The sequence below is a fragment of the Actinomadura chokoriensis genome (genome assembly GCF_039529475.1).
GTDB classification, from domain to species: domain Bacteria; phylum Actinomycetota; class Actinomycetes; order Streptosporangiales; family Streptosporangiaceae; genus Spirillospora; species Spirillospora bangladeshensis.
Window position 1 is genome coordinate 88,718 of the sequence record NZ_BAAAMW010000013.1, and the last position, 21,077, is coordinate 109,794.

At 74.4% G+C, this 21,077-nt stretch carries 19 protein-coding genes; 5 read left to right on the forward strand and 14 right to left on the reverse strand.

What is annotated here, in order from left to right:
* Positions 1 to 4 precede the first annotated feature (4 nt).
* Positions 5 to 259, forward strand: coding sequence for a protealysin inhibitor emfourin (locus ABFX46_RS26115; protein WP_239066762.1), 255 nt, complete (start codon positions 5 to 7; stop codon positions 257 to 259).
* Positions 260 to 313: 54 nt separating this feature from the next.
* Here ABFX46_RS26115 and ABFX46_RS26120 read toward each other — a convergent pair whose 3' ends face one another.
* The 4 genes from ABFX46_RS26120 to ABFX46_RS26135 all read right to left on the reverse strand — a co-directional run bounded on the left by ABFX46_RS26120 (position 314) and on the right by ABFX46_RS26135 (position 5,199).
* Positions 314 to 1,507 carry an erythromycin esterase family protein gene (locus tag ABFX46_RS26120; RefSeq protein ID WP_346046022.1) on the reverse strand — a complete coding sequence of 398 codons (1,194 nt, stop codon included), beginning with the start codon at positions 1,505 to 1,507 and terminating at the stop codon, positions 314 to 316.
* A 361-nt stretch (positions 1,508 to 1,868) separates the two neighbouring features.
* Positions 1,869 to 3,581: a 2-isopropylmalate synthase gene (gene leuA / locus ABFX46_RS26125; protein ID WP_346046023.1), complete on the reverse strand. Its 1,713-nt coding sequence runs from the start codon at positions 3,579 to 3,581 to the stop codon at positions 1,869 to 1,871.
* A 243-nt stretch (positions 3,582 to 3,824) separates the two neighbouring features.
* On the reverse strand, positions 3,825 to 4,586 hold the full coding sequence (ddaH, locus tag ABFX46_RS26130) for a dimethylargininase (RefSeq protein ID WP_346046024.1): 762 nt from the start codon (positions 4,584 to 4,586) through the stop codon (positions 3,825 to 3,827).
* Between the two features lies 1 nt (position 4,587).
* Positions 4,588 to 5,199 (reverse strand): hypothetical protein, encoded by a 612-nt coding sequence (locus tag ABFX46_RS26135; RefSeq protein ID WP_346046026.1) that lies wholly within the window; start codon positions 5,197 to 5,199, stop codon positions 4,588 to 4,590.
* A 100-nt stretch (positions 5,200 to 5,299) separates the two neighbouring features.
* Between ABFX46_RS26135 and ABFX46_RS26140 the strand changes: the two genes are divergently transcribed.
* Positions 5,300 to 6,124, forward strand: coding sequence for a hypothetical protein (locus ABFX46_RS26140; protein ID WP_346046027.1), 825 nt, complete (start codon positions 5,300 to 5,302; stop codon positions 6,122 to 6,124).
* Here ABFX46_RS26140 and era read toward each other — a convergent pair.
* Genes era through ABFX46_RS26155 form a run of 3 tightly spaced genes read right to left on the reverse strand, consistent with a single transcriptional unit; the run spans position 6,115 to position 12,593 of the window.
* Positions 6,115 to 7,038, reverse strand: coding sequence for a GTPase Era (gene era / locus ABFX46_RS26145; protein WP_346046029.1), 924 nt, complete (start codon positions 7,036 to 7,038; stop codon positions 6,115 to 6,117). The genes ABFX46_RS26140 and era overlap by 10 nt on opposite strands.
* 44 nt (positions 7,039 to 7,082) lie before the next feature.
* The gene (locus tag ABFX46_RS26150) at positions 7,083 to 10,412 is read right to left on the reverse strand and encodes an ATP-binding protein (protein WP_346046031.1); all 3,330 of its coding nucleotides are present in this window, start codon (positions 10,410 to 10,412) and stop codon (positions 7,083 to 7,085) included.
* 51 nt (positions 10,413 to 10,463) lie between these two features.
* Positions 10,464 to 12,593: an MMPL family transporter gene (locus tag ABFX46_RS26155; RefSeq protein ID WP_346046032.1), complete on the reverse strand. Its 2,130-nt coding sequence runs from the start codon at positions 12,591 to 12,593 to the stop codon at positions 10,464 to 10,466.
* Positions 12,594 to 12,691: 98 nt separating this feature from the next.
* On the opposite strand from ABFX46_RS26155, the gene ABFX46_RS26160 reads away from it, so the two are divergent.
* Entirely contained in the window at positions 12,692 to 13,027 is a 336-nt protein-coding gene (locus tag ABFX46_RS26160; protein ID WP_346046034.1) for a cytidine/deoxycytidylate deaminase family protein, read from the forward strand.
* Between the two features lies 1 nt (position 13,028).
* Here ABFX46_RS26160 and ABFX46_RS26165 read toward each other — a convergent pair whose 3' ends face one another.
* From ABFX46_RS26165 to ABFX46_RS26180, 4 genes are all read right to left on the reverse strand, one after another.
* On the reverse strand, positions 13,029 to 14,360 hold the full coding sequence (locus ABFX46_RS26165) for a hemolysin family protein (protein WP_346046036.1): 1,332 nt from the start codon (positions 14,358 to 14,360) through the stop codon (positions 13,029 to 13,031).
* The gene (gene ybeY, locus ABFX46_RS26170) at positions 14,360 to 14,836 is read right to left on the reverse strand and encodes an rRNA maturation RNase YbeY (protein ID WP_346046037.1); all 477 of its coding nucleotides are present in this window, start codon (positions 14,834 to 14,836) and stop codon (positions 14,360 to 14,362) included. The genes ABFX46_RS26165 and ybeY overlap by 1 nt, the downstream gene beginning before the upstream one ends.
* A complete protein-coding gene (locus tag ABFX46_RS26175) occupies positions 14,836 to 15,897 on the reverse strand; it encodes a PhoH family protein (RefSeq protein ID WP_346046038.1) in 1,062 nt (353 codons plus the stop codon). Before ABFX46_RS26175 ends, ybeY begins: the two co-directional genes overlap by 1 nt.
* Before the next feature lie 157 nt (positions 15,898 to 16,054).
* Complete coding sequence (locus tag ABFX46_RS26180) at positions 16,055 to 16,399, reverse strand: histidine triad nucleotide-binding protein (protein ID WP_346046040.1); 345 nt, start codon at positions 16,397 to 16,399, stop codon at positions 16,055 to 16,057.
* A gap of 346 nt (positions 16,400 to 16,745) precedes the next feature.
* Between ABFX46_RS26180 and ABFX46_RS26185 the strand changes: the two genes are divergently transcribed.
* A complete protein-coding gene (locus tag ABFX46_RS26185) occupies positions 16,746 to 17,288 on the forward strand; it encodes a SigE family RNA polymerase sigma factor (protein ID WP_243714652.1) in 543 nt (180 codons plus the stop codon).
* Positions 17,285 to 17,974, forward strand: a complete 690-nt coding sequence (locus ABFX46_RS26190; protein WP_346046041.1) for a hypothetical protein — start codon at positions 17,285 to 17,287, stop codon at positions 17,972 to 17,974. Before ABFX46_RS26185 ends, ABFX46_RS26190 begins: the two co-directional genes overlap by 4 nt.
* A gap of 6 nt (positions 17,975 to 17,980) precedes the next feature.
* Here the strand turns inward: ABFX46_RS26190 and ABFX46_RS26195 are convergent, their stop codons facing one another.
* The 3 genes from ABFX46_RS26195 to hrcA form a co-directional block, all read right to left on the reverse strand.
* Positions 17,981 to 18,712, reverse strand: a complete 732-nt coding sequence (locus ABFX46_RS26195) for a 16S rRNA (uracil(1498)-N(3))-methyltransferase (protein ID WP_346046043.1) — start codon at positions 18,710 to 18,712, stop codon at positions 17,981 to 17,983.
* 71 nt (positions 18,713 to 18,783) lie between these two features.
* Positions 18,784 to 19,920, reverse strand: coding sequence for a molecular chaperone DnaJ (dnaJ, locus tag ABFX46_RS26200; RefSeq protein WP_163057594.1), 1,137 nt, complete (start codon positions 19,918 to 19,920; stop codon positions 18,784 to 18,786).
* A 2-nt stretch (positions 19,921 to 19,922) separates the two neighbouring features.
* Complete coding sequence (hrcA, locus tag ABFX46_RS26205; RefSeq protein ID WP_163057596.1) at positions 19,923 to 20,936, reverse strand: heat-inducible transcriptional repressor HrcA; 1,014 nt, start codon at positions 20,934 to 20,936, stop codon at positions 19,923 to 19,925.
* Positions 20,937 to 21,077 lie beyond the last annotated feature (141 nt).

The following is a 21,077-nucleotide window of genomic DNA, read 5'->3' on the forward strand; positions in this document are numbered from 1 at the left end:
CACAGTGAGAGTGACAGTCGTCCGCAGCGGAGGGTTCGCGGGGATCGAGCGGCGCGCTCAGTCCGACAGCGCCAGCGACCCCATGCTGACGAGGCTCGTCCACCGGGTGGACCTGAAAACGGTGCCGCCGCCGGGCCGAATCCCCGACCAGTTCCTGTACGAGATCGACATCGACGGCGACCGGACCACGGTCGGCGAGGCCCAGCTCCACGGCCCCCTGCGCGAGCTGGTCCACCACGTCCTCGGCCGCGCCCGCTGAGCCCGTCGCATCGCCCCCGGCCCGGCCCCCCGGCCGGGCCGGGGGCGGCGAAGGCTAGGGCGTAGGCGCGTCTCCGATGAAGACGATCCCGTCGATCTCGGCCAGGTGCGCGGGGTCCAGCGGGGCGTAGCCGAACCAGGGCGAGACGCGGTGTGCGGGCCACGCCCCGCCGAGGGCGATGGCCAGCCGCGGGGCGTCGACGACGCAGCGGTCCTCCGGCAGCGCGTACAGGAGCCCTTCGAGGGTGTCCGGCGGCGGCACGTCCACACCCTGGTGGCGGATCGTGCCGATCGCCGTGGCCAGGAAGGCGTAGTCCCGGCCGAGGCGGGCGCCGGCGAGCGCGCCGGCGCTCCACCATTCCAGCCGCTGCCCGCCCATCCGCATCGAGCTCTTGCCGCGCTGGAGGTGGGCGTTGTGCGCGTGCACGAGGGTCGGGCCCTTGGCGGCCGCCGCCAGGAGGTTCTCGGCCATCATCGCGTCCCGGATGCCCACCAGCCGCGTCAGGCGGCCCGGCGACGTGTCGGCCATCCAGGAGTGGTAGCGCAGCAGGCCGGTGGCGGTGCGCGCGCAGAGGCGGGCCCGGTCGTCGTCCGACGAGGCCGGCGCAGGCGGCGGTTGCGCGTCGAGCAGCGCCGCGAGGTCGTCCGCCAGCAGCCGCAGCTCCCCGGCGTCGGCTGACCGCCCCACGGACTGGGACGGATCCATGATCGCCGCCGGGTTCGTCCATCGGGCGTCGTCACCGATGAGGCGGTCCAGCGCCTCGGCGGTGCAGGGCAGCAGGTCCGCGTCCACCCGGGACGCGAGGTGGCCGTGGAGCGCGGTCAGCACCTGCCGGGGGCTCGCGACGTGGGTCATCTCCAGAGGCCCGTCAAATCCGGCGAAGCGGACGTGCTCGGACGCGGGCCGGTCCTCGTTGTACGCGCGCATCCAGCGGACGAGTTCGCGGTTGGCCGCGGACGCGCCGAACCCGTGGCTGAACCCGCGCTCCATGACCTCGTCGAGGGCGCCGGTGCCCGAGGTGACGTAGTCGTCCACGATCAGGCCCATCACGCAGTCGCTCTCGATCGCGATCGTCCGGTAGCCCTCCTGCTCGACGAGCTGCCGGAAGAGGTCGTTGCGCACCTCCAGCAGGATGTCCTCGCCGTGCGTGGGCTCGCCCAGCGCGAGCATCCTGGGCCGGGCGGGGAGGAGGCTCATGACGGCGGCGGCCTCGACGGCGTGCACGGTGTCCTTGATGCCAGTAACCATGGCTTGAACAGTATCTTTGAACAGACGAGTGAAGCTTTTGGCGAATAGGCGCTGAGAAATTAGCTAAAAGCTTCAAACCCGTGGCTAGCCCATGCCGGTTGACCAGGCACGGGAGGCGAGGACCGCGGGCGCCTCCCAACACCCGCGGTCCCCGGTCCCCGGTCCCTGGTCAGTTGCGGTTGATCGTGAACGTGGTGGTGGTGTTCTTGACGTCCTGCTAGTTGTCGTGCAGGCCCAGGCGTGACCGCCTGGCGTGGTCGGCCGGGCCGAGGACGGCCCCGATCCGCTCGTGCCCGCTGGGCGAGGGCTCCGCAGTCGACCTCCGCATGCCGCAACTATGCGACGTGATCGCGCAAGCGGCTCACGCTTCTTGCGTCCGGGACACCCGGTTCACGGCGGACAGGATGGCCTTGAGCGACGCGGTCACGATGTTGCCGTCGATGCCGACGCCCCAGACGGTCGCGCCGTTCACGTCGCACTCCACGTAGGCGGCGGCGCGGGCGTCGCCGCCGGCGCTCATCGCGTGCTCGGCGTAGTCCAGGACGCGGACGCTGATGCCGATCGTGGCGAGCGCGTCCTCGAACGCCGAGACGGGGCCGTTGCCGACGCCCTCGATCTCGCGGATCTCGCCGTCGACGCGGACGTCGCAGCTGAGCGCGTCCTTCTCGTCCACCCGGGACGTGGTGCGGTGCGCCAGCAGCCCGGCGCGCGGCCCGTTGGCGAGGAACTCGGCCTCGAAGATCTCCCACATGCGCTCGGGCGTGACCTCGCCGCCGGCGCTGTCGGTGTGCTCCTGCACCACCCGGGAGAACTCGATCTGCAGCCGGCGCGGCAGCTCCAGCGAGTGCTCGGTCTTCATGATGTAGGCGACGCCGCCCTTACCGGACTGGCTGTTGACCCGGATCACGGCCTCGTACGTCCGGCCGACGTCGTGCGGGTCGATCGGCAGGTACGGGACCTCCCAGCGGTACTCCTCCACCGGGGTCCCGGCGGCCTCGGCGTCGCGCCGCAGGTGGTCGAAGCCCTTGTTGATGGCGTCCTGGTGGGAGCCGGAGAAGGCGGTGTAGACCAGGTCGCCGCCGTAGGGGTGCCGCTCGTGGACGGGCAGCTGGTTGCAGTACTCGACGGTCCGCCGGATCTCGTCGATGTCGGAGAAGTCGATCTGCGGGTCGACGCCCTGGGTGAACAGGTTCAGGCCCAGCGTGACCAGGCAGACGTTGCCGGTGCGCTCGCCGTTGCCGAACAGGCAGCCCTCGATGCGGTCGGCGCCCGCCATGTAGCCCAGCTCGGCGGCGGCGACGGCGGTGCCGCGGTCGTTGTGCGGATGCAGCGACAGGACGACGGAGTCGCGGTAGGCGAGGTTCCGGTTCATCCACTCGATCTGGTCGGCGTACACGTTCGGCGTCGCCATCTCGACCGTCGCCGGCAGGTTGACGATGACCTTGCGGTCCGGGGTCGGCTTCCACACGTCGTTGACGGCGTTGCAGACCTCGACGGCGTACTCCAGCTCGGTGCCGGTGAACGACTCCGGCGAGTACTGGAAGTAGATCTCGGTGTCGCCCATGTCCTCGGCGAGCTTGGCGCACAGCTTGGCGCCCTCGACGGCGATCGCGGTGATGCCGTCCCTGTCCTGGCCGAACACGACGCGGCGCTGCAGCGTGCTGGTCGAGTTGTACAGGTGGACGATCGCCTGCTTGGCGCCGCGCACCGACTCGAAGGTCCGCTCGATCAGTTCCGGGCGGGCCTGGGTCAGCACCTGGATGACGACGTCGTCGGGGATCCGGCCTTCGTCGATGATCTGCCGGACGAAGTCGTAGTCGGTCTGGCTCGCCGCCGGGAACCCGACCTCGATCTCCTTGTAGCCCATCCGTACCAGCAGCTCGAACATCTTCAGCTTGCGGTGGGCGTCCATCGGGTCGATCAGGGCCTGGTTGCCGTCCCGCAGGTCGACCGCGCACCAGCGCGGCGCCTCGGCGATGACCCGGTCGGGCCAGGTGCGGTCGGTCAGCTTGACCGGCGCGAACGGCCGGTAGCGCTGGAAGGGCATGCCCGATGACTGCTGTTGCGGATACATCCGTTGAGATCTCTCTGCTCGAACCTCGCGGCCGACGTCCACGTCAAAGTCCCGCAGCGAGGGAGCCGACCTGTCTTACAGGCCCCCGCTGCGGCCGCTAAGGAGGAGCAGCTCACGCAACACGTCCGCCAACGTAACAGATGGCATCCGGGTTACGGAAACCGGCGTCCGGATAATGAGACGACAGGGGCCTCCTCCGTCTCACCGAACGCTCCGCGGAGCCGCCGGCATTCCCCGCCGGGCTCAGGGGACGAGCACGGAGAGGCAGGTCACGCAGCCGTCGAGCGCCTCGAACTCGCTGATGTCGACGCTCGTGACGCGCAGGCCGTCCGCCGCCAGCTGGGCCGCCGTGCGCGGCGCCGAGGCCGCCATCAGCACGTGGCCGGGACCGAGCACGACCACGTGCGCGCCGGACGGCTCGGGCGCGACGCGCAGGCTCGGCAGCGCGGAGGTGTCCACCATGTCGGGCATGCCGATGAGGTCGCCGTCCGGCAGCGCGGTCAGCGCCGACTTCAGGTGCAGGCAGCCGCGGGTGTCGACCGGGACGACCTTCCGCCCGCCCAGCAGGTGCGCGAGCTGGCAGATGCCCTCCTCGTTCGTGCGGGCGCCGCGCCCCACGTAGACGGTGTCGCCGACGCTCAGCACGTCGCCGCCGTCCAGGGTGCCCGGGTCCTTGATCCGCTCGATCCGCAGGCCGAGGCCGCGCGCCGCCCGCTCCGCGCCCGGCAGCTCCCCGCGGCGGCGCTCCGCCCCCGACCGGCACACGATCGCGAGGTCGCCGGCGACGACCAGCGCGTCCTCGACGAACGCGGCGTCGGGGCAGTCGTCGGCGGGCGGCACCGCCCGGATCCGCCAGCCCGCCGAGCGCAGCGCCCCGACGTAGGCCGCGTGCTGGCGCGCCGCGAGCGCGGCGTCCACGGGCCGGCGCGCGGCGTGCGTGACGATGCCCTCGGCGATCCGCGGGCCGGGCACGCGGACGAGTGCCGTTCCGGCTGCGGCGGTCATGTCAGCGCGACGCCCCCTCGGTGGTCACGATCACGCCCAGCGCGTAGGCGGGGGACATGCCGAGCAGGTCGGCGACGAGGTGCAGGGCCTGCCGCTCGCCGTCGCCGAGGGGCCCGTCCGCCAGCCCGATCCGGACGGCCTGCGCGAGGAACCACTCCTTGGCCTCCACGGCGAGCTGGGCGCCCGCCGCCACGACCTCCTGCTCCAGGAAGATGCGGCGCAGCGCGAGGTCGGCGTCCACGGCGGCCGCGTCGTAGCCGGGCTCGCCGTACCCGGTGACCGTCGCGATCGCGCGGGCGCGGGCCGCCGCGTCGGACGGGTCGCCGGCGCGCAGCACCAGCGCGGCCGCCGCCCGCATGCCCGCCGCGAGGGTCTCGGCCATCTGCTGCGCGGTCGGCGTCCGCAGCGCCGAGGCGGGGAAGCGGGCCCGGCAGGTCCGGCACTCCACGGCGTGGCCGAGCCGCCACAGCGGCACCATCGGGACGAAGAACACCGAGAACCAGCGGCGCCCGGCGCGCCTGCGGTAGGCGCGGTCTCCGCCGCACTGCGGGCAGTGGAACGTCCCCTCGCTGACCGTACGGAACACCGCCGTGAGGCCGAAAACGAGCAACACCGGAGTTCTCCTCCCATAACGGACTTCGTCCAAAGTACCCATCCGGGGGCGCCGACGTGGCCGTCCCGGTCAACGGCGTTCCTGCCTTTACGCTGGGTTCATGACCGGTGACCTGGGTTCCGACGCGGGCCGCGCGCGCTCGCGCCCGTCCTTCCTGCCGCCCGTGGACGGCTATCCGCCGCCGGCCGGCGAACCGGCCGCGGCCGTCCCGCAGCCGCCGGCGGCCGCCCCGGCCGGGCGCGGGATCCCCTGGATCCTCGCCCTGCTCGCCGCCGCCTCCGTGCTGCTGGTGTCGGCGTTCCTGCCGTGGGCGCACGCCGAGGTCGTCGCCGAGCTGTTCGGCCGCACGCTGAGCCGCGACCTCGGCAGCGTCGCCGGCATCGACGCCGACGACATGGTCCTCGCCGTCCCGGTGCTCGCCGTCATCGCGATCGCGCTCGCCTGCTGGGACCTCATCGGCCGGGACGCGCGGATCGGCGGGCTCGCCGCCGTGCCCGGCGCGCTCGCCCTGCTCGTCTGCGGAATCTTCATCCTGCGGCTCGGCGACGTCCGCGACGACCTGCCCGACACCGGACTGGACCTCGGCTACCAGATCACCGTCCGCTACGGCTGGTACCTCGCGGTCGTCGCGTCCCTGTTCGTGATCGGCTTCAGCCTCGCCCGGCCCATCGGCGCGCGCGCGGCGCGCTCCCAGACCGCGGGCCAGTACGAGTACCAGTACCCGCAGGAGCAATACGCGCAGGAGCAGTACCAGCCGCAGTTCGCCCACCCCGACCAGGCGGGCGGGGGCGCCGCGTGGCCCGACGAGGACCAGGCCTGGGGCCGCCGCCGGGAGCCTGCCGCGGAACACCCCGGGCCCGCCCCCGAGCCCACGCCCGAGCCCACGCCGGAGCCCAAGCCCGAGCCGAGACCGGATCAGTCGTAGAAGCCCAGGCGGCGCAGCTGCTTGGGGTCGCGCTGCCAGTCCTTGAGGACGCTGACGCGCAGGTCGAGGAAGACCTTGGTGCCGAGCAGCGCCTCGATCTGCCGGCGCGCCGCGGCGCCGACCTCGCGGAGCCGCGAGCCCTTGTGGCCGATGATGATGCCCTTCTGGCTGGACCGCTCGACGTACAGGTGGGCGTAGACGTCGACGAGGTCGTCGCGGCCCGCGCGCGGGGCCATCTCGTCCACCACCACGGCGATCGAGTGGGGCAGCTCGTCCCGGACGCCCTCCAGCGCCGCCTCCCGGATCAGCTCGCTGATCAGGAGCTGCTCGGGCTCGTCGGTGAGGTCGCCCTCCGGGTAGAGCGGCATCCCCTCGGGCAGGTGGGAGATCAGCAGGTCGCCGACGAGGCCGACCTGGAAGCCGCTCTCGGCCGAGCACGGCACGATGTCGGCGAACTCCCCCAGCCGCCCGACGGCGAGGAGCTGCTCGGCGACCTGCTCGGGCGCGGCCAGGTCCGTCTTGGTGACGATCGCCACCACGGGCGTCTTCTTCACGCCCGCCAGCTCGCGCGCGATGTACTTGTCGCCCGGCCCGACCGGCTGGTCGGCGGGCACGCAGAACCCGATCACGTCGACCTCGGTCAGCGTCGACCGGACGAGGCTGTCGAGCCGCTCGCCGAGCAGCGTCCGGGGCTTGTGCAGGCCGGGCGTGTCGACGACGACCAGCTGCGCGTCCGGCCGGTGCACGATCCCCCGGATGGCCCGCCGGGTCGTCTGCGGGCGGCTGCTGGTGATCGCGACCTTGGTCCCCACCAGGGCGTTCATCAGCGTCGACTTGCCCACGTTGGGCCGCCCGATGAAGCACGCGAACCCCGCGCGGTGGCCCTCGGGCGTCTCGTTCCCCAGACTCGTCACCCCCCAATTGTCGCCCACCCGGGCGTGCGCCTCGGCACGTCCGGTCACGCGGCGGGGGTGCCGAGCCGGGCCGCGGCCTCGTTCGCCCGCTCGGCCCAGCGGGCGGCGCCGAGGCGGTCGGCGACCTCGGCGGCCCGCCGGTAGTGGGCGGCGGCGGTCTCGGCCGGGCGTTCCAGGAAGACGGCCAGGTCGCCGAGGACGTGCGCCACGGGTCCGAGGGTGGCGACGGCCGTGGCGCCGCCGCTGATGTGGCCCTCGTAGGGCAGGAGCACGGCGTAGGTCCGCTCGGCGAGGTCGCGGTCGCCGAGGGCGATCGCGCGCAGCGCCCGGATCGCCAGCGTGAGGTCGTGGAAGTAGTCGAGCCGGACGGGACCGGCGCCGGCGGCGACCCGCCGCGCCTCCGCGGTGCGCCCGGCTGCGGCGAGCGCGAGGGCGTACACGTCGGCGGTGGCCTCGACGTGGCCCCACTGCCGGTGCAGCCACGCGGCGCCGTCCACCAGCTCCGCCGCGCGGCCCTGGGCGAGCCGCACGCAGAACAGCCCGACGAACACCATGCCGCGCTCGCTGAACCAGATGCCGGTGCGGCCGATGGCGCCGCCGACCTCCTCGTAGGCGCGTTCGGCCTCCTCGAAGCGGGCGGCGAAGGCGTGCGTCAGCCCGGCGTGCCAGCCGGCGATCCGGGCGAGCAGCGGCAGGCCGTACTGCTCGGCGAGCCGGCGTCCCTCGGCCAGGTGGCGGCGCGCGGCCCGCGGGTCGAGCGCGGCGACGGCGACCTGCTGGAGCTGCAGGTGCGCGAGGACGCGGTAGGTGCCGAGGTCGTGCGCGGCGGCGAGGTCCAGCAGCTCGGCGGCGAGCCGGTGCCGGCGGTGCAGGCCGTCCGCGCCGCGGTAGCCGTTGACGTAGCCGCCGTTCAGCGCGGCGGCGAGCAGCTCGGGGGCGTCCAGCCCGCGGGCCGCGGCGATGGCCTCGTCGGACGCGGTGAGGCCGCGGTCGTGCTGCTCGCCCTCCAGCTCCATCGCGAGCGTGGTCAGCATCCGGACGCGCAGCTCCGCCTCGCCGTCCGGGAGCCGCGCGAGGGCCTCGTCGGTGGCCTCGACGACGGCGCGGTCGACGGTGCCGTACTCGCGGCTCGTCCACAGCGTGGGCACGTCGAAACTCGCGATGACGCGGGCCAGCGGCCGGACGTCGCCGAACGCGCGCGCGTCGGCGATGGCGGCGAGCCGCCGGTCCCGCGCGGCGACGACGTGCCCGGCGAGCGCGCCGGCGCGGATCGCGGCGATCTCCGCCTCCAGCCGGTCGCGGGTCGCGCCGGGCCCCCGCGCGCGGAGCGCCTCAACGGCGCGGGCCCACAGGTCGGCGGCGGCGCCGTGCGCGAAGCGGGCCTCGGCGGCCGCGGCGGCCAGCCGCGCGTAGCGGACGGCCTTGTCCGGCTCGGCGCCCGATTCCAGGTAGTGGTGCGCGATCGCGGCGACCTCGCCGGGCGTGTGCCGTTCCAGGGCGGCGGCGACGCGGCCGTGCAGCCGGGTGCGGCGGGCCCGGGACAGGCCCGCGTAGAGGGTGTCGCGGACGAGGGCGTGCGCGAACCGCATCCGGCCGGGCGCGGGCTCGGTGACCAGGCCGCTGGCCAGCCCCGCCTCGACGGCGTCGATCACCGTCTCCTCGTCCCCGGCCAGTTCGGCCAGCACGCGCAGGTCGGCGTCCCGGCCGAGGACGGCGGCGTCCCGCAGCACGGCCCGGGCGGGCTCGGGCAGCCGCGCGATCCGGCGGCGCAGCACGTCGCCGACGCCGGCGGGCACCCGGCGGGTGGCGGCGGGCAGGCCCTCGGCGTCCAGGAGGCGGGCCGTCTCGCGGGTGAAGAACGGGTTGCCGCCGGTCCGCTCGGCGATGGCGGACAGCTCCGCGTCGTCCAGGTCCGCGGCGCAGGTGGCGCGGACCAGGACGGCGACCTCGTCCGGCGACAGCCCGCCGAGGTCGATCCGCGCGGGCTCGTGCCGGGCGAGGGCGGCCAGCGCCGCGGCGAGGTCGTCGGCGACCTCGGTCTGCCGGAACGTGGCCAGCAGCAGGACGGGACGGTCCCGCAGCCGCCCGGCGAGCCGGACGAGCAGGGCGAGCGTCTCTTCGTCCGCCCAGTGCAGGTCGTCGAGGACGAGCAGGAGCGGCGCCGTGCCGGCGAGCCCGGCGAGGTAGTCGCCGACCGCGAGGTGGAGCCGGAACCGGCCCGTGCCGACGTCGGCGTCGCCGTGCCCGGTGGCGGCGTCGTCCAGCAGCGGGGCGAGGCGGCCGGCGAGGTCGGCGGCGGGCGGCGCGGCGGCGGCCAGCTCGCGCACGATCTCGGCCCAGGGCCAGGCCGCGGGCGCGCCGCCGGTCTCGGACGCCCGGCCCCACACCGGCGTCCAGCCCTGCTCGGCGAGGCCGGCGGCGAACCGCTCGGCGAGCGCGGTCTTGCCCATGCCGGCGTCGCCGCCGACGAGGACGAGGCCGCCGCGTCCGGCCGCGGCGGCGCGGGCCGCCTCCGCCAGCCGGGCGAGTTCGCGGGCGCGCCCGACGAAGCCGGGATGCTCGACGGGGACGGGCGCGACGCGCAGGACGGGCCGCAGGGGCTCCGGCTCCCCGAGCGCGGGCGCCTGGGCCAGGATGTCGGCCTCCAGGCGGCGCAGGCCGGGGCCGGGGTCCACGCCGAGCTCCTCGGTGAGGGCCGCGCGGGCGCGGCGCAGCGCGGCGAGGGCGTCGCCCTGGCGCCCGGCGCGGTAGAGGGCGAGGGCGAGCAGCCGCCACGCCTCCTCGCGCAGCGGGTTGGCGGTGGCGTGCGCCTCCAGGTCCGGGACGGCCTCGGCGGCCGCCCCGAGCCGCAGCGCGGCCTCGGCGCCGCGCTCCACGGCGAGGCGGCGGCGCTCGTCCAGCCGGGCGGCCTCGGCGGCGGCCCACGGCAGGTCGGCGAACTCGGCGTAGGCGGGCCCGCGCCATTCGGCGAGGGCGGCGCCCGCGCTGCGCCGCGCCCGCGCCGGGTCGGTCTCCAGCAGCGCGCCGGCCGCGTCGATCAGCGCGTCGAACCGCCACGCGTCCACGGCGCCGTCCGGCAGCCGGAGCGCGTAGCCGGGCGGCTCGGTGACGAGGATCCGCGCGGGCGTGCGGGGCGGGCGGTCCGGTTCGAGGGCGCGGCGCAGGTGCGACACGAACGACTGGAGCCCGGCGGCGGCGCGCGGCGGTGCCGCCTCGGCCCACAGGTCCGCGACGAGCCGGTCGGCGGGCACCATCCGGCCCCGCGCCGCGGCGAGCCGGGCCAGCACCGAGCGCTGCCGGGGCCCGCCGAGGTCGGCGGGCTCCCCCGCGACCTCGGCGCCGAACGAGCCGAGCACGCGTACGACGGGCGACATGTCCCGGTCAGCCTAACCGGGACATGTCCGGCCATCGTGATCACTCCCGCCCTAGGCGCGGCTGGGTTCGGGCTCCCGCTCGGCCGCCGGGGCGGGCCCGGCGCCGCCGTGCAGGTCGATCTCAGGCAGGACGCGGGCGAGCGGCCGCGGCAGCCACCAGTTGGCCCGCCCGAGCAGCGCCATCGCGGCGGGCACCAGCACCAGCCGGACGACGGTCGCGTCCAGCGCCACCGCGACCGCGAGCCCCACCCCCATCTGCTTGATCACCAGGCCCGGGTCGGCGGCGAAGCCGAGGAACACCGCGACCATGATCAGCGCGGCGCTGGAGATGACCCGGCCGGTCGCGGCGAGGCCGGAGGTGACCGAGCCCCGCGCGTCGCCGTGCAGCAGCCACTCCTCCCTGACCCGCGACAGCAGGAACACCTCGTAGTCCATCGACACGCCGAACAGGACCGCGAACAGGAGCAGCAGGATGAACGACGACACCGGGACGCTGTGCGGGAGGCCGAGCGGCTCCGCGCCCCAGCCCCACTGGAACACGGCCGTGAGCACCCCGTACGCGGCGCCAATCGACAGCAGGTTCATCGCGGCGGCCTTGAGCGGCGCGAGCAGCGACCGGAAGACGATCATCAGCATGACGAACGAGGTGGCGACGACCGCGCCGATCACCGGCCAGAGCCGGTCGGACAGCATCCGGGAGAGGTCCACATAGGTGGCGGTCAGCCCGGTGATCTCCGCGCCGGGCGGGAGCGCGTCCGCGCGGATCCGGTCGACGAGGCCGGTGACCCGCTCGTCCTGCGGCCCGAACTCCGGGGTGACCATGATCACCGCGGCGTCGCGGTGCGGGGACACCACCGGCGGCGCGACGGCGGCGACGCCGTCCGTCCCGGCGAGCCGCTCCCCGAGCCCCGGCAGGACGCCCCGGTCCGCCTTCTCCAGGTCGACGGCGACGACCAGCGGCCCGTTGGCGCCGGGCCCGTAGGCGTCCGCGACCAGGTCGTACGCCTGCCTGACCGTGTTGGACGCCGGCTCGCTGCTGGCGTCGCTCGGCCAGGTCCGCATGCCGAGCGCGGGCGCGGCCAGCGCGAGCATCAGCACGGACGCGGCGAGCAGCCACGGCCACGGGTGCCGCCCGACGTGCGCGGCCCACCGCCGCACCCGCGGCGACTCGACCGTGATCGCCGCGCCGGCGTCGCGGTCGCGGCGGCGCAGCACCCGCCGCCCGGCGAGCCCCAGCACCGCCGGCAGCAGCGTGAGCGCGCTCAGCACGGTCGCCGCGACGACGAGGCCGGTCGTGAACCCCATGGTCATGAAGACCGGGATGCGGGACAGCACCAGCCCGGACAGCGCCAGCAGGACGGTGAACCCGGCGAACAGCACCGACAGGCCGGCCGTGGCGATGGCGCGGCCCGCCGCCTCGGGCACGTCCAGTCCCGCCGCGAGCCCCTCCCGGTGCCGGGTCAGGATGAACAGCGCGTAGTCGATGCCGACGCCGAGGCCGACCATGGTCGCCAGCGTCGGCGCGGTCGTGGCCACGTCGGTGACCGCGGCCGCCAGCGTGATGCCCGACACGCCCACGCCGAGCCCGGCCAGCGCCACCGCCAGCGGCAGCCCCGCCGCCACCACCGACCCGAACGCCAGGAACAGGATCACCAGCGCGGCCACGATCCCGATGGCCTCGGCGACGCCGCCGGGCGCCGTGACGTTCTCGGGCACCTGCCCGCCGAACTCCACCTGGTACCCGGCCAGTCCCTCCGTCGCCGACCGCAGCCGGTCGAGCGTCTCGCCGGGCGCGAGGTCGGTGACGGGCACCGAGTACCGGACGGTCATCAGCGCGGTCGCGCCGTCCGGGCTCGGCTGCGCCGGGCCCACCTCGCTCACGTGCGGCAGCCTCCGCAGGTCCGCCGCCGCCGCGGCGAGCTTCGCCGGGTCGACCTGGCCGGACTTCGCGTGGACGACCACCCGCGCGTCCGCGCCCGCCAGCGCCGGGAACCGCTCCCGCAGCAGGTCGGTGGCCTGCTGCGACCCCGTCCCGGCCAGCGTGTAGTCGTCGTGCAGGGAGCCCCCGGCCATCCCCGCGAACCCGGCGGCCGCCGCGACGATCGCCAGCCACACCACGACGAACCGCCAGGGCCGCGACGCCGCGGCCCTCCCCAGGCGGTACAGCAGACGGGACATCATCTCTCCCCCGGATCGGAACTCTGACCGTCCGAGGATCGCCCGGGCCTCTTGCCGCCCACTTGCCGGTGACTTGCGGGCCACCCCGTACGCTGGGCGGCGTGAGCGAGCTGAACGCCGAGGACGCGAAGATCATCACCCTGGCCAGGTCGGCGCGGGCCCGCACGGGCGCCGCCGAGGGCGCCGCCGTGCGCGACGAGACCGGCCGCACCTACAGCGCCACGAGCGTGGACCTGCCGTCCCTCAAGCTCTCGGCGCTCAAGGCCGCCGTCGCCATGGCCGTCTCCAGCGGCGCCGAAGACCTGGAGGCCGCCGCCGTCGTCACGGCCGCCGACGCCCCGGACCCGTCCGACGTCCAGGCCGTCCGCGACCTGGGCCCCAAGGCCCCCGTCCTGGTGGCCGCCCCGAACGGCACCCTCCGCACCACCCTCACCTGACCTAGCGGGTCCGGTCGGGCTCCCCCGTGCGCGGTGCGCCCGCCGCGGTGGCCCCGAGCCGCGTCACGAGCACCGTTCCGATTCTGTTGCGGCGGCCGGCGATGGTCTCGGCCTTCAAGGTGAGGACGGGGCCGTCCTCGCCGGAGCCGACCTCGGCCGTGGAGCCCTCGATCGGGACGCGGCCGAGCGCGTGCGCGAGCAGGCCGCCGACCGTCTCGACGTCCTCGGCGTCGAGTTCGACGTCGAACAGCTCGGCGAGGTCCTCCACGGGGAGGCGGGCGGTGACGCGGGCGGCGCCGTCCGGGAGCCAGGTGACCGGCGGGATCTCGCGGTCGTACTCGTCGGTGATCTCACCGACGATCTCCTCCAGGATGTCCTCGATGGTGACGAGGCCGGCGGTGCCGCCGTACTCGTCGATGACGATCGCGACGTGGATCTGCCGGGCCTGCATCTCACGCAGCAGCTCGTCGATCGGCTTGCTGTCGGGCACGTAGGTGGCCGGCCGCATGACCGAGTCGACGGTCTCGACCGACTCGCCCTCCCGGTGCTCCTGGGAGCGGCGGACGACGTCCTTCAGGTAGGCGATGCCGACGACGTCGTCCTCGTTCTCGCCGACGACCGGGATGCGGGAGAAGCCGCTGCGCAGCGCGAGCGACATCGCCTGCCGCAGCGTCTTGGTGCGCTCGACGAACACGATGTCGGTGCGCGGCACCATCACCTCGCGGACGAGGGTGTCGCCCAGCTCGAACACCGAGTGGATCATCTCCCGCTCGACCGGCTCGATCAGCTCCCGCTGCTCGGCGAGGTCGACCAGGTCGCGCAGCTCCGCCTCGGAGGCGAACGGGCCCTCCCGGAACCCCTTGCCGGGGGTCAGCGCGTTGCCGAGCGCGATCAGCAGCGCGGGCAGCGGCCCGAGCACCCGGGTCACCGGGTGGATCACCGCGGCGCCGGCCAGCGCGATCCGGTCGGCGTGCTGGATGCCGAGCGTGCGGGGGCCGACGCCGATCACCACGTAGCTGACCACGATCATGATCGCGGCGGCGGTGACGTAGGCGCGCCACGTCTCGTCCAGCCAGGAGATGCACAGGTCCGCCACGATCACGGTCGCGACCAGCTCGCAGCCGATCCGCAGCAGCAGCACCATGTTGACGTAGCGGGCCGGGTCGGCGACGACCTCCGCGAGCCGCTTCGCGCCGCGCCGCCCCTCCCGGACGACCTCGTCGACGGTCACCCGCGAGACCCGGGCGAGCGCCGTCTCGGTGCCGGCCAGCAGGCCCGCCAACAAGACCAGGCCCACCGCCAGGGCCGACAGCCACGCCTGCGCGGTGCTCATCAGCCGCCGCGTTTCTCCCGCCAGGAGCCGAGGAGCTCGGCCTGCAGGCCGAACATCTCCTTGTGCTCCTCCGGCTCGGCGTGGTCGTAGCCGAGGAGGTGGAGGATGCCGTGCGCGCACAGCAGTTCCAGCTCGTCCTCGGTGCTGTGCCCGGCCGCCCGCGCCTGCCGCTCCGCCACCGACGGGCACAGCACGACGTCGCCGAGCAGCCCCGGGTCGGTCTCGCCGTCCTCGTCGGCGCCGCCGGACATGTGGCCGGGGCGCAGCTCGTCCATGGGGAACGACAGCACGTCGGTCGGGCCGGGCTCGTCCATCCACTTCTCGTGCAGCTCGGTCATCGCGGCCTCGTCGACCAGCAGGATCGACAGCTCCGCGAGCGGGTGCACGCGCATCCCGTCGAGGACGTGCCGCGACAGCCGCGCGATGGCCTGCTCGTCGACCGGGACGCCCGACTCGTTCAGCACCTCGATGCTCACTACCGCCCCCGCTTGCGGGACCCGCCGCGCGCGCCCTGCTTGAACTCGGGCACGCGCGCCTCGTCCCAGCGGTTGTAGGCGTCGACGATGTCGGTGACGAGCTTGTGCCGGACGACGTCGCGGCTGTCCAGCCGGCAGAAGTCGATGTCCTCGACGCCCTCCAGGATGTCCTGGACGACGCGGAGCCCGCTGGTCTGCCCGCTCGGCAGGTCGACCTGGGTGACGTCGCCGGTCACGACGACCTTCGACCCGAACCCGAGCCGGGTGAGGAACATCTTCATCTGCTCGGGCGAGGTGTTCTGCGCCTCGTCCAGGATGATGAACGAGTCGTTCAGCGTCCGCCCGCGCATGTACGCGAGGGGGGCGACCTCGATGGTGCCGGCGGCCATCAGCCGCGGGATCGAGTCGGGGTCGACCATGTCGTGCAGCGCGTCGTACAGCGGCCGCAGGTACGGGTCGATCTTCTCGTAGAGCGTTCCGGGCAGGAACCCGAGCCGCTCCCCCGCCTCGACCGCGGGACGCGTCAGGATGATGCGGTTGACCTGCTTGTCCTGCAGCGCGCGGACGGCCTTGGCCATCGCCAGGTACGTCTTGCCGGTGCCGGCGGGCCCGATCCCGAACACGATCGTGTGCTTGTCGATCGCGTCGACGTAGCGCCGCTGGTTCAGCGTCTTCGGGCGGATCGTGCGGCCCCGGCTGGACAGCACGTCCAGGGTCAGGACCTCCGCCGGGCGCGGGCCGCCCTCGCCGCGCAGCATCGCGAGGCTGCGCTCGACCGCGTCGGGGGTGAGCTGGGTGCCGCCCTTCAGCAGCTCCAGCATCTCGGTGAAGAGCCGGGACGCGAGATCGGTGTCGGCCTGCGGGCCGGTCACGGTGATCTCGTTGCCGCGGACGTGGAAGTCGATGTCGCTGCCGAACGCCTGCTCGATCGCGTGGAGCAGCTCATCCCGGGAGCCGAGCAGGCTCACCATCGAATGGTCGTCCGGCACCACGATCTTGATCTGCGAGCGCGAGCCGTCGCGCCCGGTGCGCGTTGCCCTCGTGTGAGTTGATTCGACCATCAGCCGGGCCTTGCGGCCTCTCGGACCTGCCTTCTGTGTGCTCCGGGTGTCCAGGTATGCCGGTTCCATGGTACCGACCGACCCCCGCCGAGCGGCGAAGGGTTTTTCGCGGGGTCCCTCGCGTGGCGCGGCGCACGGAACCGGCCCGGCGGGCGGTTCAGCCGGGCGGCCAGTTGAGGCCGCGTCCGCCCAGCACGTGCGCGTGCACGTGGAAGACGGTCTGGCCCGCCTGCGCGCCGGTGTTGAACACGACCCGGTAGCCGGCCTCGGCGATGCCCTCGTCGACGGCGACCTGGTGGGCCTCGCGGACGACCTCGGCGAGCAGCCCGGCGTCGGCCGCGGCCAGTTCGGCGGCCGTCGGGTGGTGGTCGCGCGGGACGACCAGCACGTGCGTGGGCGCCTGCGGGTTGATGTCGCGGAACGCCACCGTCCCCGCCGACTCGCGGACGATCGTGGCGGGCACGTCCCCGGAAACGATCTTGCAGAACAGGCAGTCGGTCATCTGTCTCCCCTCGCAGCGGCCGGTGACCGCCCCGGAATGCTATCGGGACCCGGACGGCCGCGGCCCGCGGCGCCCCGTGCCGACTAGGGTTTCGGCGTGATCAACCTTCGGTTGCCGTCACCATCGCGGGCGGTCACTGGTTATGGTTGTCAGCTCAAGGCGACCCCCCGGTCCGCACGGCGCTGCGGCGTGCCACCGGCCGGGCGGGAGCGCCGAACTCATGCCGCTCCGAGGGCGCCCGTCCGAATGGACGGCCGGGGCCGGCAAAGGCGGCGGACAGGTGACCGAGGCAGACCAGGACATGCCCCTTCGTAAACCGGGCGACGAGGGCGCGCGTCGAACTGACGTGACCGAGACCCTCGTGGCCAGGGGCGCGGCGGGGGCGGTGGCCGTCGCCTGGGACGCCGACCAGGCGGTGACGGCGCTCTACAGCGCCAACTACCGCTCGCTCGTACGCCTCGCGGCCATGCTCGTGCGGGACGCCGGGACGGCCGAAGAGGTCGTCCAGGACGCCTTCGTCGCGATGCACGGCGGATGGCGCCGCCTGCGCGACCCCGACAAGGCCCTGTCGTACCTGCGCCAGTCCGTGGTGAACCGGTCGCGATCGGTGCTCCGGCACCGCGCCGTCGTCGAGAAGTACGCCCCGAAGGGCCTGCCGGACGCGCCGAGCGCGGAGGCCGGGGCCATCGGGGAGCTGGAGCGCTCGGCCGTCATCGACGCGCTGTCCCGGCTTCCCGCCCGCCAGCGGGAGGCACTCGTCCTGCGCTACTACGCCGATCTCTCCGAAGCGGAGATCGCCGGCGCGATGGGCATCTCCCGCGGTGCCGTGAAGAGCCATACGGCGCGCGGAATGACCGCGCTACGCAACGTCCTGGAGCAGTTCTCATGACCACCGACCCCCACGACGAGCACGGCGAGATCCTCCGCCGCGCCCTGCACGCGGAGGCGGACTCGGTCAACCCCGCGGGCGACGGCCTGGAGCGCATCCGGGCCCGGATAGCCGACGGCCAGAGCCGCCGGTTCGGTCTCGGACGGTTCTTCGGCCCCGCCCGGTTCGGGTTGGACCGGTTCACCGTCGGCTGGGCGCGGCCCGTCCTCGCCGTGGCCGCCGCCGTGCTGATCGCCGCGCTCGGCGTGACGGCGCCGCAGACCATGAGCCTCATCCAGCAGACCGTCGGGAGCAACGGCCCGTCCGACGCCGGGCAGAACAACACCGACGGCGACCGCGCCCACGCGCAGGGCAACCCGGAGTTCCCCGACCCGTCGTCGCCGGGCGCCAGCGCGTCCGGGTCGCCGTCGCCGTCCTCGACCGCGAGCCCCAGTTCCTCGCCCGGCCTGTCGTCCTGCAGCATCCCGCAGCCGGGCGCCGCCTCGGCCTCGCCCGGCACCACCGCGACCCCGACCCCGGCGACCACGCCGTGCCCGAGCCAGACGCCGACCTCGGCGCCGACCTCCGCGCCGCCCGCGACGCCGACCAGCCCGCCGACGTCGGCGAAGCCCTCCGACACGCCCTCGCAGACGCCGACGAGCGAGTCGGTGAACACGGCCGAGCAGGGCGCCGGAACCGCGCCCTGACGGGCGTTACCAGCGGCCGGTGGCGGCCAGCAGCACGCCGGCCGCCGCCACCCCGGCCGTCGACGTCCGCAGGACGGTCGGGCCGAGCCGGGTCGGACGCCCGCCGGCCGCGGCGAACCGGGCCAGCTCCGCGTCGGTGATCCCGCCCTCGGGGCCGACGACGAGCACGATGTCGCCGTCCGCGGGCGGCTCCACGGCGCTCAGCGGCGCCTCCGCCTCCTCGTGCAGGACCAGTGCGAGGGACGCGGCGCCGAGCCGTGCCGCGACGTCGCCGGTGGACGCCAGGTCGGGCACCTCGGGCAGCCTGCTCCGGCGCGCCTGCTTGGCGGCCTCCCGGGCGGTCGTCCGCCAGCGTCCGAGGGCCTTGTCGCGGCGCTCCGGGCGCCAGCGGGTGACGCAGCGGTCCGCGGCCCACGGGACGATCACGTCCACGCCGACCTCGGTCATGGTCTCGACGGCGAGCTCGCCCCGGTCGCCCTTCGGCAGCGCCTGGACGACCACGAGGCGCGGCGCCGGCGGCGGCTCCCGGTGCCGGGCCCCGACCTCCAGCGTGAGGGACGCGCGGTCGGCGGCCGTGACGACGCACTCGGCCAGCAGCCCCGCGCCGTCGGTCAGGTCGACGCGCTCACCGGGCCGCAGCCGCCGCACCGCCGCCGCGTGCCGGCCCTCGGGCCCGTCCAGGACGACGACGTCGCGCTCCAGCACGTCCGCCTCGGCGAGGAACACCGGCGGGCTCATGGGCGGCCTCCAAGATCCCCATGCTCGTCGTCGCCGCGGCGGCCTTCGCGGTAGGCCGCCGCCACGGCGCTTCAGTGCTGGTTGAAGACGTCCTTGATGCGGGAGAACATGCCGTTGCGCTGCCCGGGGGCGAACTTGCCGGGCGGGCGCTCCTCGCCGCGCAGGGCCGCGAGGCGGCGCAGCAGCTCCTCCTGCTCCTCGTCCAGCCGGTGCGGCGTCTCCACGTTCACGTGGATCATCAGGTCGCCGCGGCCGCTCTCGTTGAGGTGCCGGACGCCCCGGTTGTAGAGCGTGATGACCTGCCCGGACTGCGTGCCCGGCTTGATGTCGACGCTCTCGGCCGCGTCCAGCGTCTCGATCGTGACGCTGGTGCCGAGCGCCGCCGCGGTCATCGGGATCTCGACCGTGCAGTGCAGGTCGTCGCCCTCCCGCTCGAAGATCGGGTGCGGCTTCTCCACGATCTCCAGGAACAGGTCGCCGGGCGGGCCGCCGCCCGGGCCGACCTCGCCCTCGCCGGCGAGCTGGATGTGGATGCCGTTCTCCACCCCGGCCGGGATCTTGACCTTGACGGTCCGCCGGGTGCGGACCCGGCCGTCGCCGGAGCACTCGGTGCACGGGTTGCGGATCACCGACCCGAACCCGCCGCACGCCGGGCACGCGCGCGCCGTCATGACCTGGCCGAGGAACGAGCGCTGCACCTGCTGCACCTCGCCCCGCCCGTGGCACGTCTCGCACGTCTCCGGGTGGGTGCCGGGCGCGCAGCCCGACCCCTCGCAGGCGGCGCAGGCGACCGCGGTGTCGATCGACAGCTCGCGGGTCGTGCCGAACGCGGTCTCGCCGAGGTCGAGCTCGACCCGCAGCGTCGCGTTCCGGCCGCGCCGCGCCCGCGACCGCGGGCCGCGCGAGGTCGCCGTCCCGAAGAAGGCGTCCATGATGTCGCTGAACGGGAACCCGGCGCCGCCGAACCCGCCGGCGCCCGCGCCGCCCCCGGACGCGAACGGGTCCGCGCCGAGGTCGTACATCTCCCGCTTCTTGGGGTCGGAGAGCACCTCGTACGCCTGGGTGATCTCCTTGAACTTCTCCTGGGTCTCCGGATCCGGGTTGACGTCCGGGTGGAGCTCGCGCGCGAGCCGGCGGTAGGCCTTCTTCACCTCGTCGGCGCTGGCGTCGCGCCGGACGCCCAGGGTCGCGTAGTAGTCGTTCGCCACTTTCACGACCCCGCCAGGATCTGTCCCACGTAGCGTGCCACTGCCCGTACCGCTCCCATCGTGCTGGGGTAATCCATGCGTGTAGGCCCGAGCACTCCAAGCCGGGCCAAGGTGAGGTCGCCCACCCCGTAGTCCGCGGCGACGACCGAGGTCGACCTGAGGCCCAGGTCGGGGTTCTCGGTGCCGATCCGCACCGTAACTGTAGAGGAGTCCCCGGTCTCGCCGAGCAGCCGCATGAGGACGACCTGTTCCTCAAGGGCCACCAGCACCTCCCGCAGGCTCTGCGAGAAGTCGACCGCGGCCAGGTTGGCCGCGCCGGCGAAGACGATCTTCTCCTCGTGGTTCTCGACGAGCGTCTCCAGCAGGACCGACAGCACCGACGCCGCGACCGGCCGGTCGTCCGGCCCCACCTTGTCCGGCAGGTCCGCGACGGCGGTCGGGACCTCGCCGAGGCCGAGCCCGTCCAAGCACGTGTTGAGCAACGCCCGCAGGTGCCCGATCGATTCCTCGGAGATGGCGCCGGGCGTCTCGATGACCCGCTGCTCCACCCGGCCCGTGTTGGTGATCAGCACGAGCAGCAGCCGCCCCTCGGCGACCGGGACGAGTTCGACGTGCCGCACCGACGAGCGCGTCAGCGACGGGTACTGCACGACCGCGACCTGCCGGGTGAGCTGCGCGAGCAGCCGCACCGTGCGGCCGACGACGTCGTCGAGGTCGTAGGCGCCGGACAGGAACGTCTCGATCGCGCGCCGCTCGGCGACCGACAGCGGCTTGATCGTCGACAGCCGGTCGACGAACAGCCGGTAGCCCTTGTCGGTCGGGACGCGCCCGGCGCTGGTGTGCGGCTGGGCGATGTAGCCCTGCTCCTCCAGCACCGCCATGTCGTTGCGGATGGTCGCCGGCGACACCCCGAGGTTGTGCCGGTCCGCCAGGGCCTTCGACCCCACCGGCTCGTTGGTGGAGACGAAGTCCTCGACGATGGCGCGCAGGACCGCGAGTTTCCGGTCGTCCAGCACGGCGTCACCTCCCTCGTCCGGCCGGCCTCCCGCCGCTGGCACTCCTTACTCCTGAGTGCCAAGTGTACGGCCCCGGGAGGCTGATCGGCGTGTCCGCGCACTCCCCGTACGGCTGCGTGATCCTATCCATATCCGGCGCGG

Excerpts from the sequence above, each read along its gene's own strand:
- ABFX46_RS26120 (WP_346046022.1), bottom strand. The coding sequence starts at position 1,507 with ATGGTTACTGGCATCAAGGACACCGTGCACGCCGTCGAGGCCGCCGCC.
- leuA (WP_346046023.1), bottom strand. The coding sequence starts at position 3,581 with ATGTATCCGCAACAGCAGTCATCGGGCATGCCCTTCCAGCGCTACCGG.
- ddaH (WP_346046024.1), bottom strand. The coding sequence starts at position 4,586 with ATGACCGCCGCAGCCGGAACGGCACTCGTCCGCGTGCCCGGCCCGCGG.
- ABFX46_RS26140 (WP_346046027.1), top strand. The coding sequence starts at position 5,300 with ATGACCGGTGACCTGGGTTCCGACGCGGGCCGCGCGCGCTCGCGCCCG.
- ABFX46_RS26150 (WP_346046031.1), bottom strand. The coding sequence starts at position 10,412 with ATGTCGCCCGTCGTACGCGTGCTCGGCTCGTTCGGCGCCGAGGTCGCG.
- ABFX46_RS26155 (WP_346046032.1), bottom strand. The coding sequence starts at position 12,593 with ATGATGTCCCGTCTGCTGTACCGCCTGGGGAGGGCCGCGGCGTCGCGG.
- ABFX46_RS26165 (WP_346046036.1), bottom strand. The coding sequence starts at position 14,360 with ATGAGCACCGCGCAGGCGTGGCTGTCGGCCCTGGCGGTGGGCCTGGTC.
- ABFX46_RS26175 (WP_346046038.1), bottom strand. The coding sequence starts at position 15,897 with ATGGTCGAATCAACTCACACGAGGGCAACGCGCACCGGGCGCGACGGC.
- ABFX46_RS26180 (WP_346046040.1), bottom strand. The coding sequence starts at position 16,399 with ATGACCGACTGCCTGTTCTGCAAGATCGTTTCCGGGGACGTGCCCGCC.
- ABFX46_RS26190 (WP_346046041.1), top strand. The coding sequence starts at position 17,285 with ATGACCACCGACCCCCACGACGAGCACGGCGAGATCCTCCGCCGCGCC.
- ABFX46_RS26195 (WP_346046043.1), bottom strand. The coding sequence starts at position 18,712 with ATGAGCCCGCCGGTGTTCCTCGCCGAGGCGGACGTGCTGGAGCGCGAC.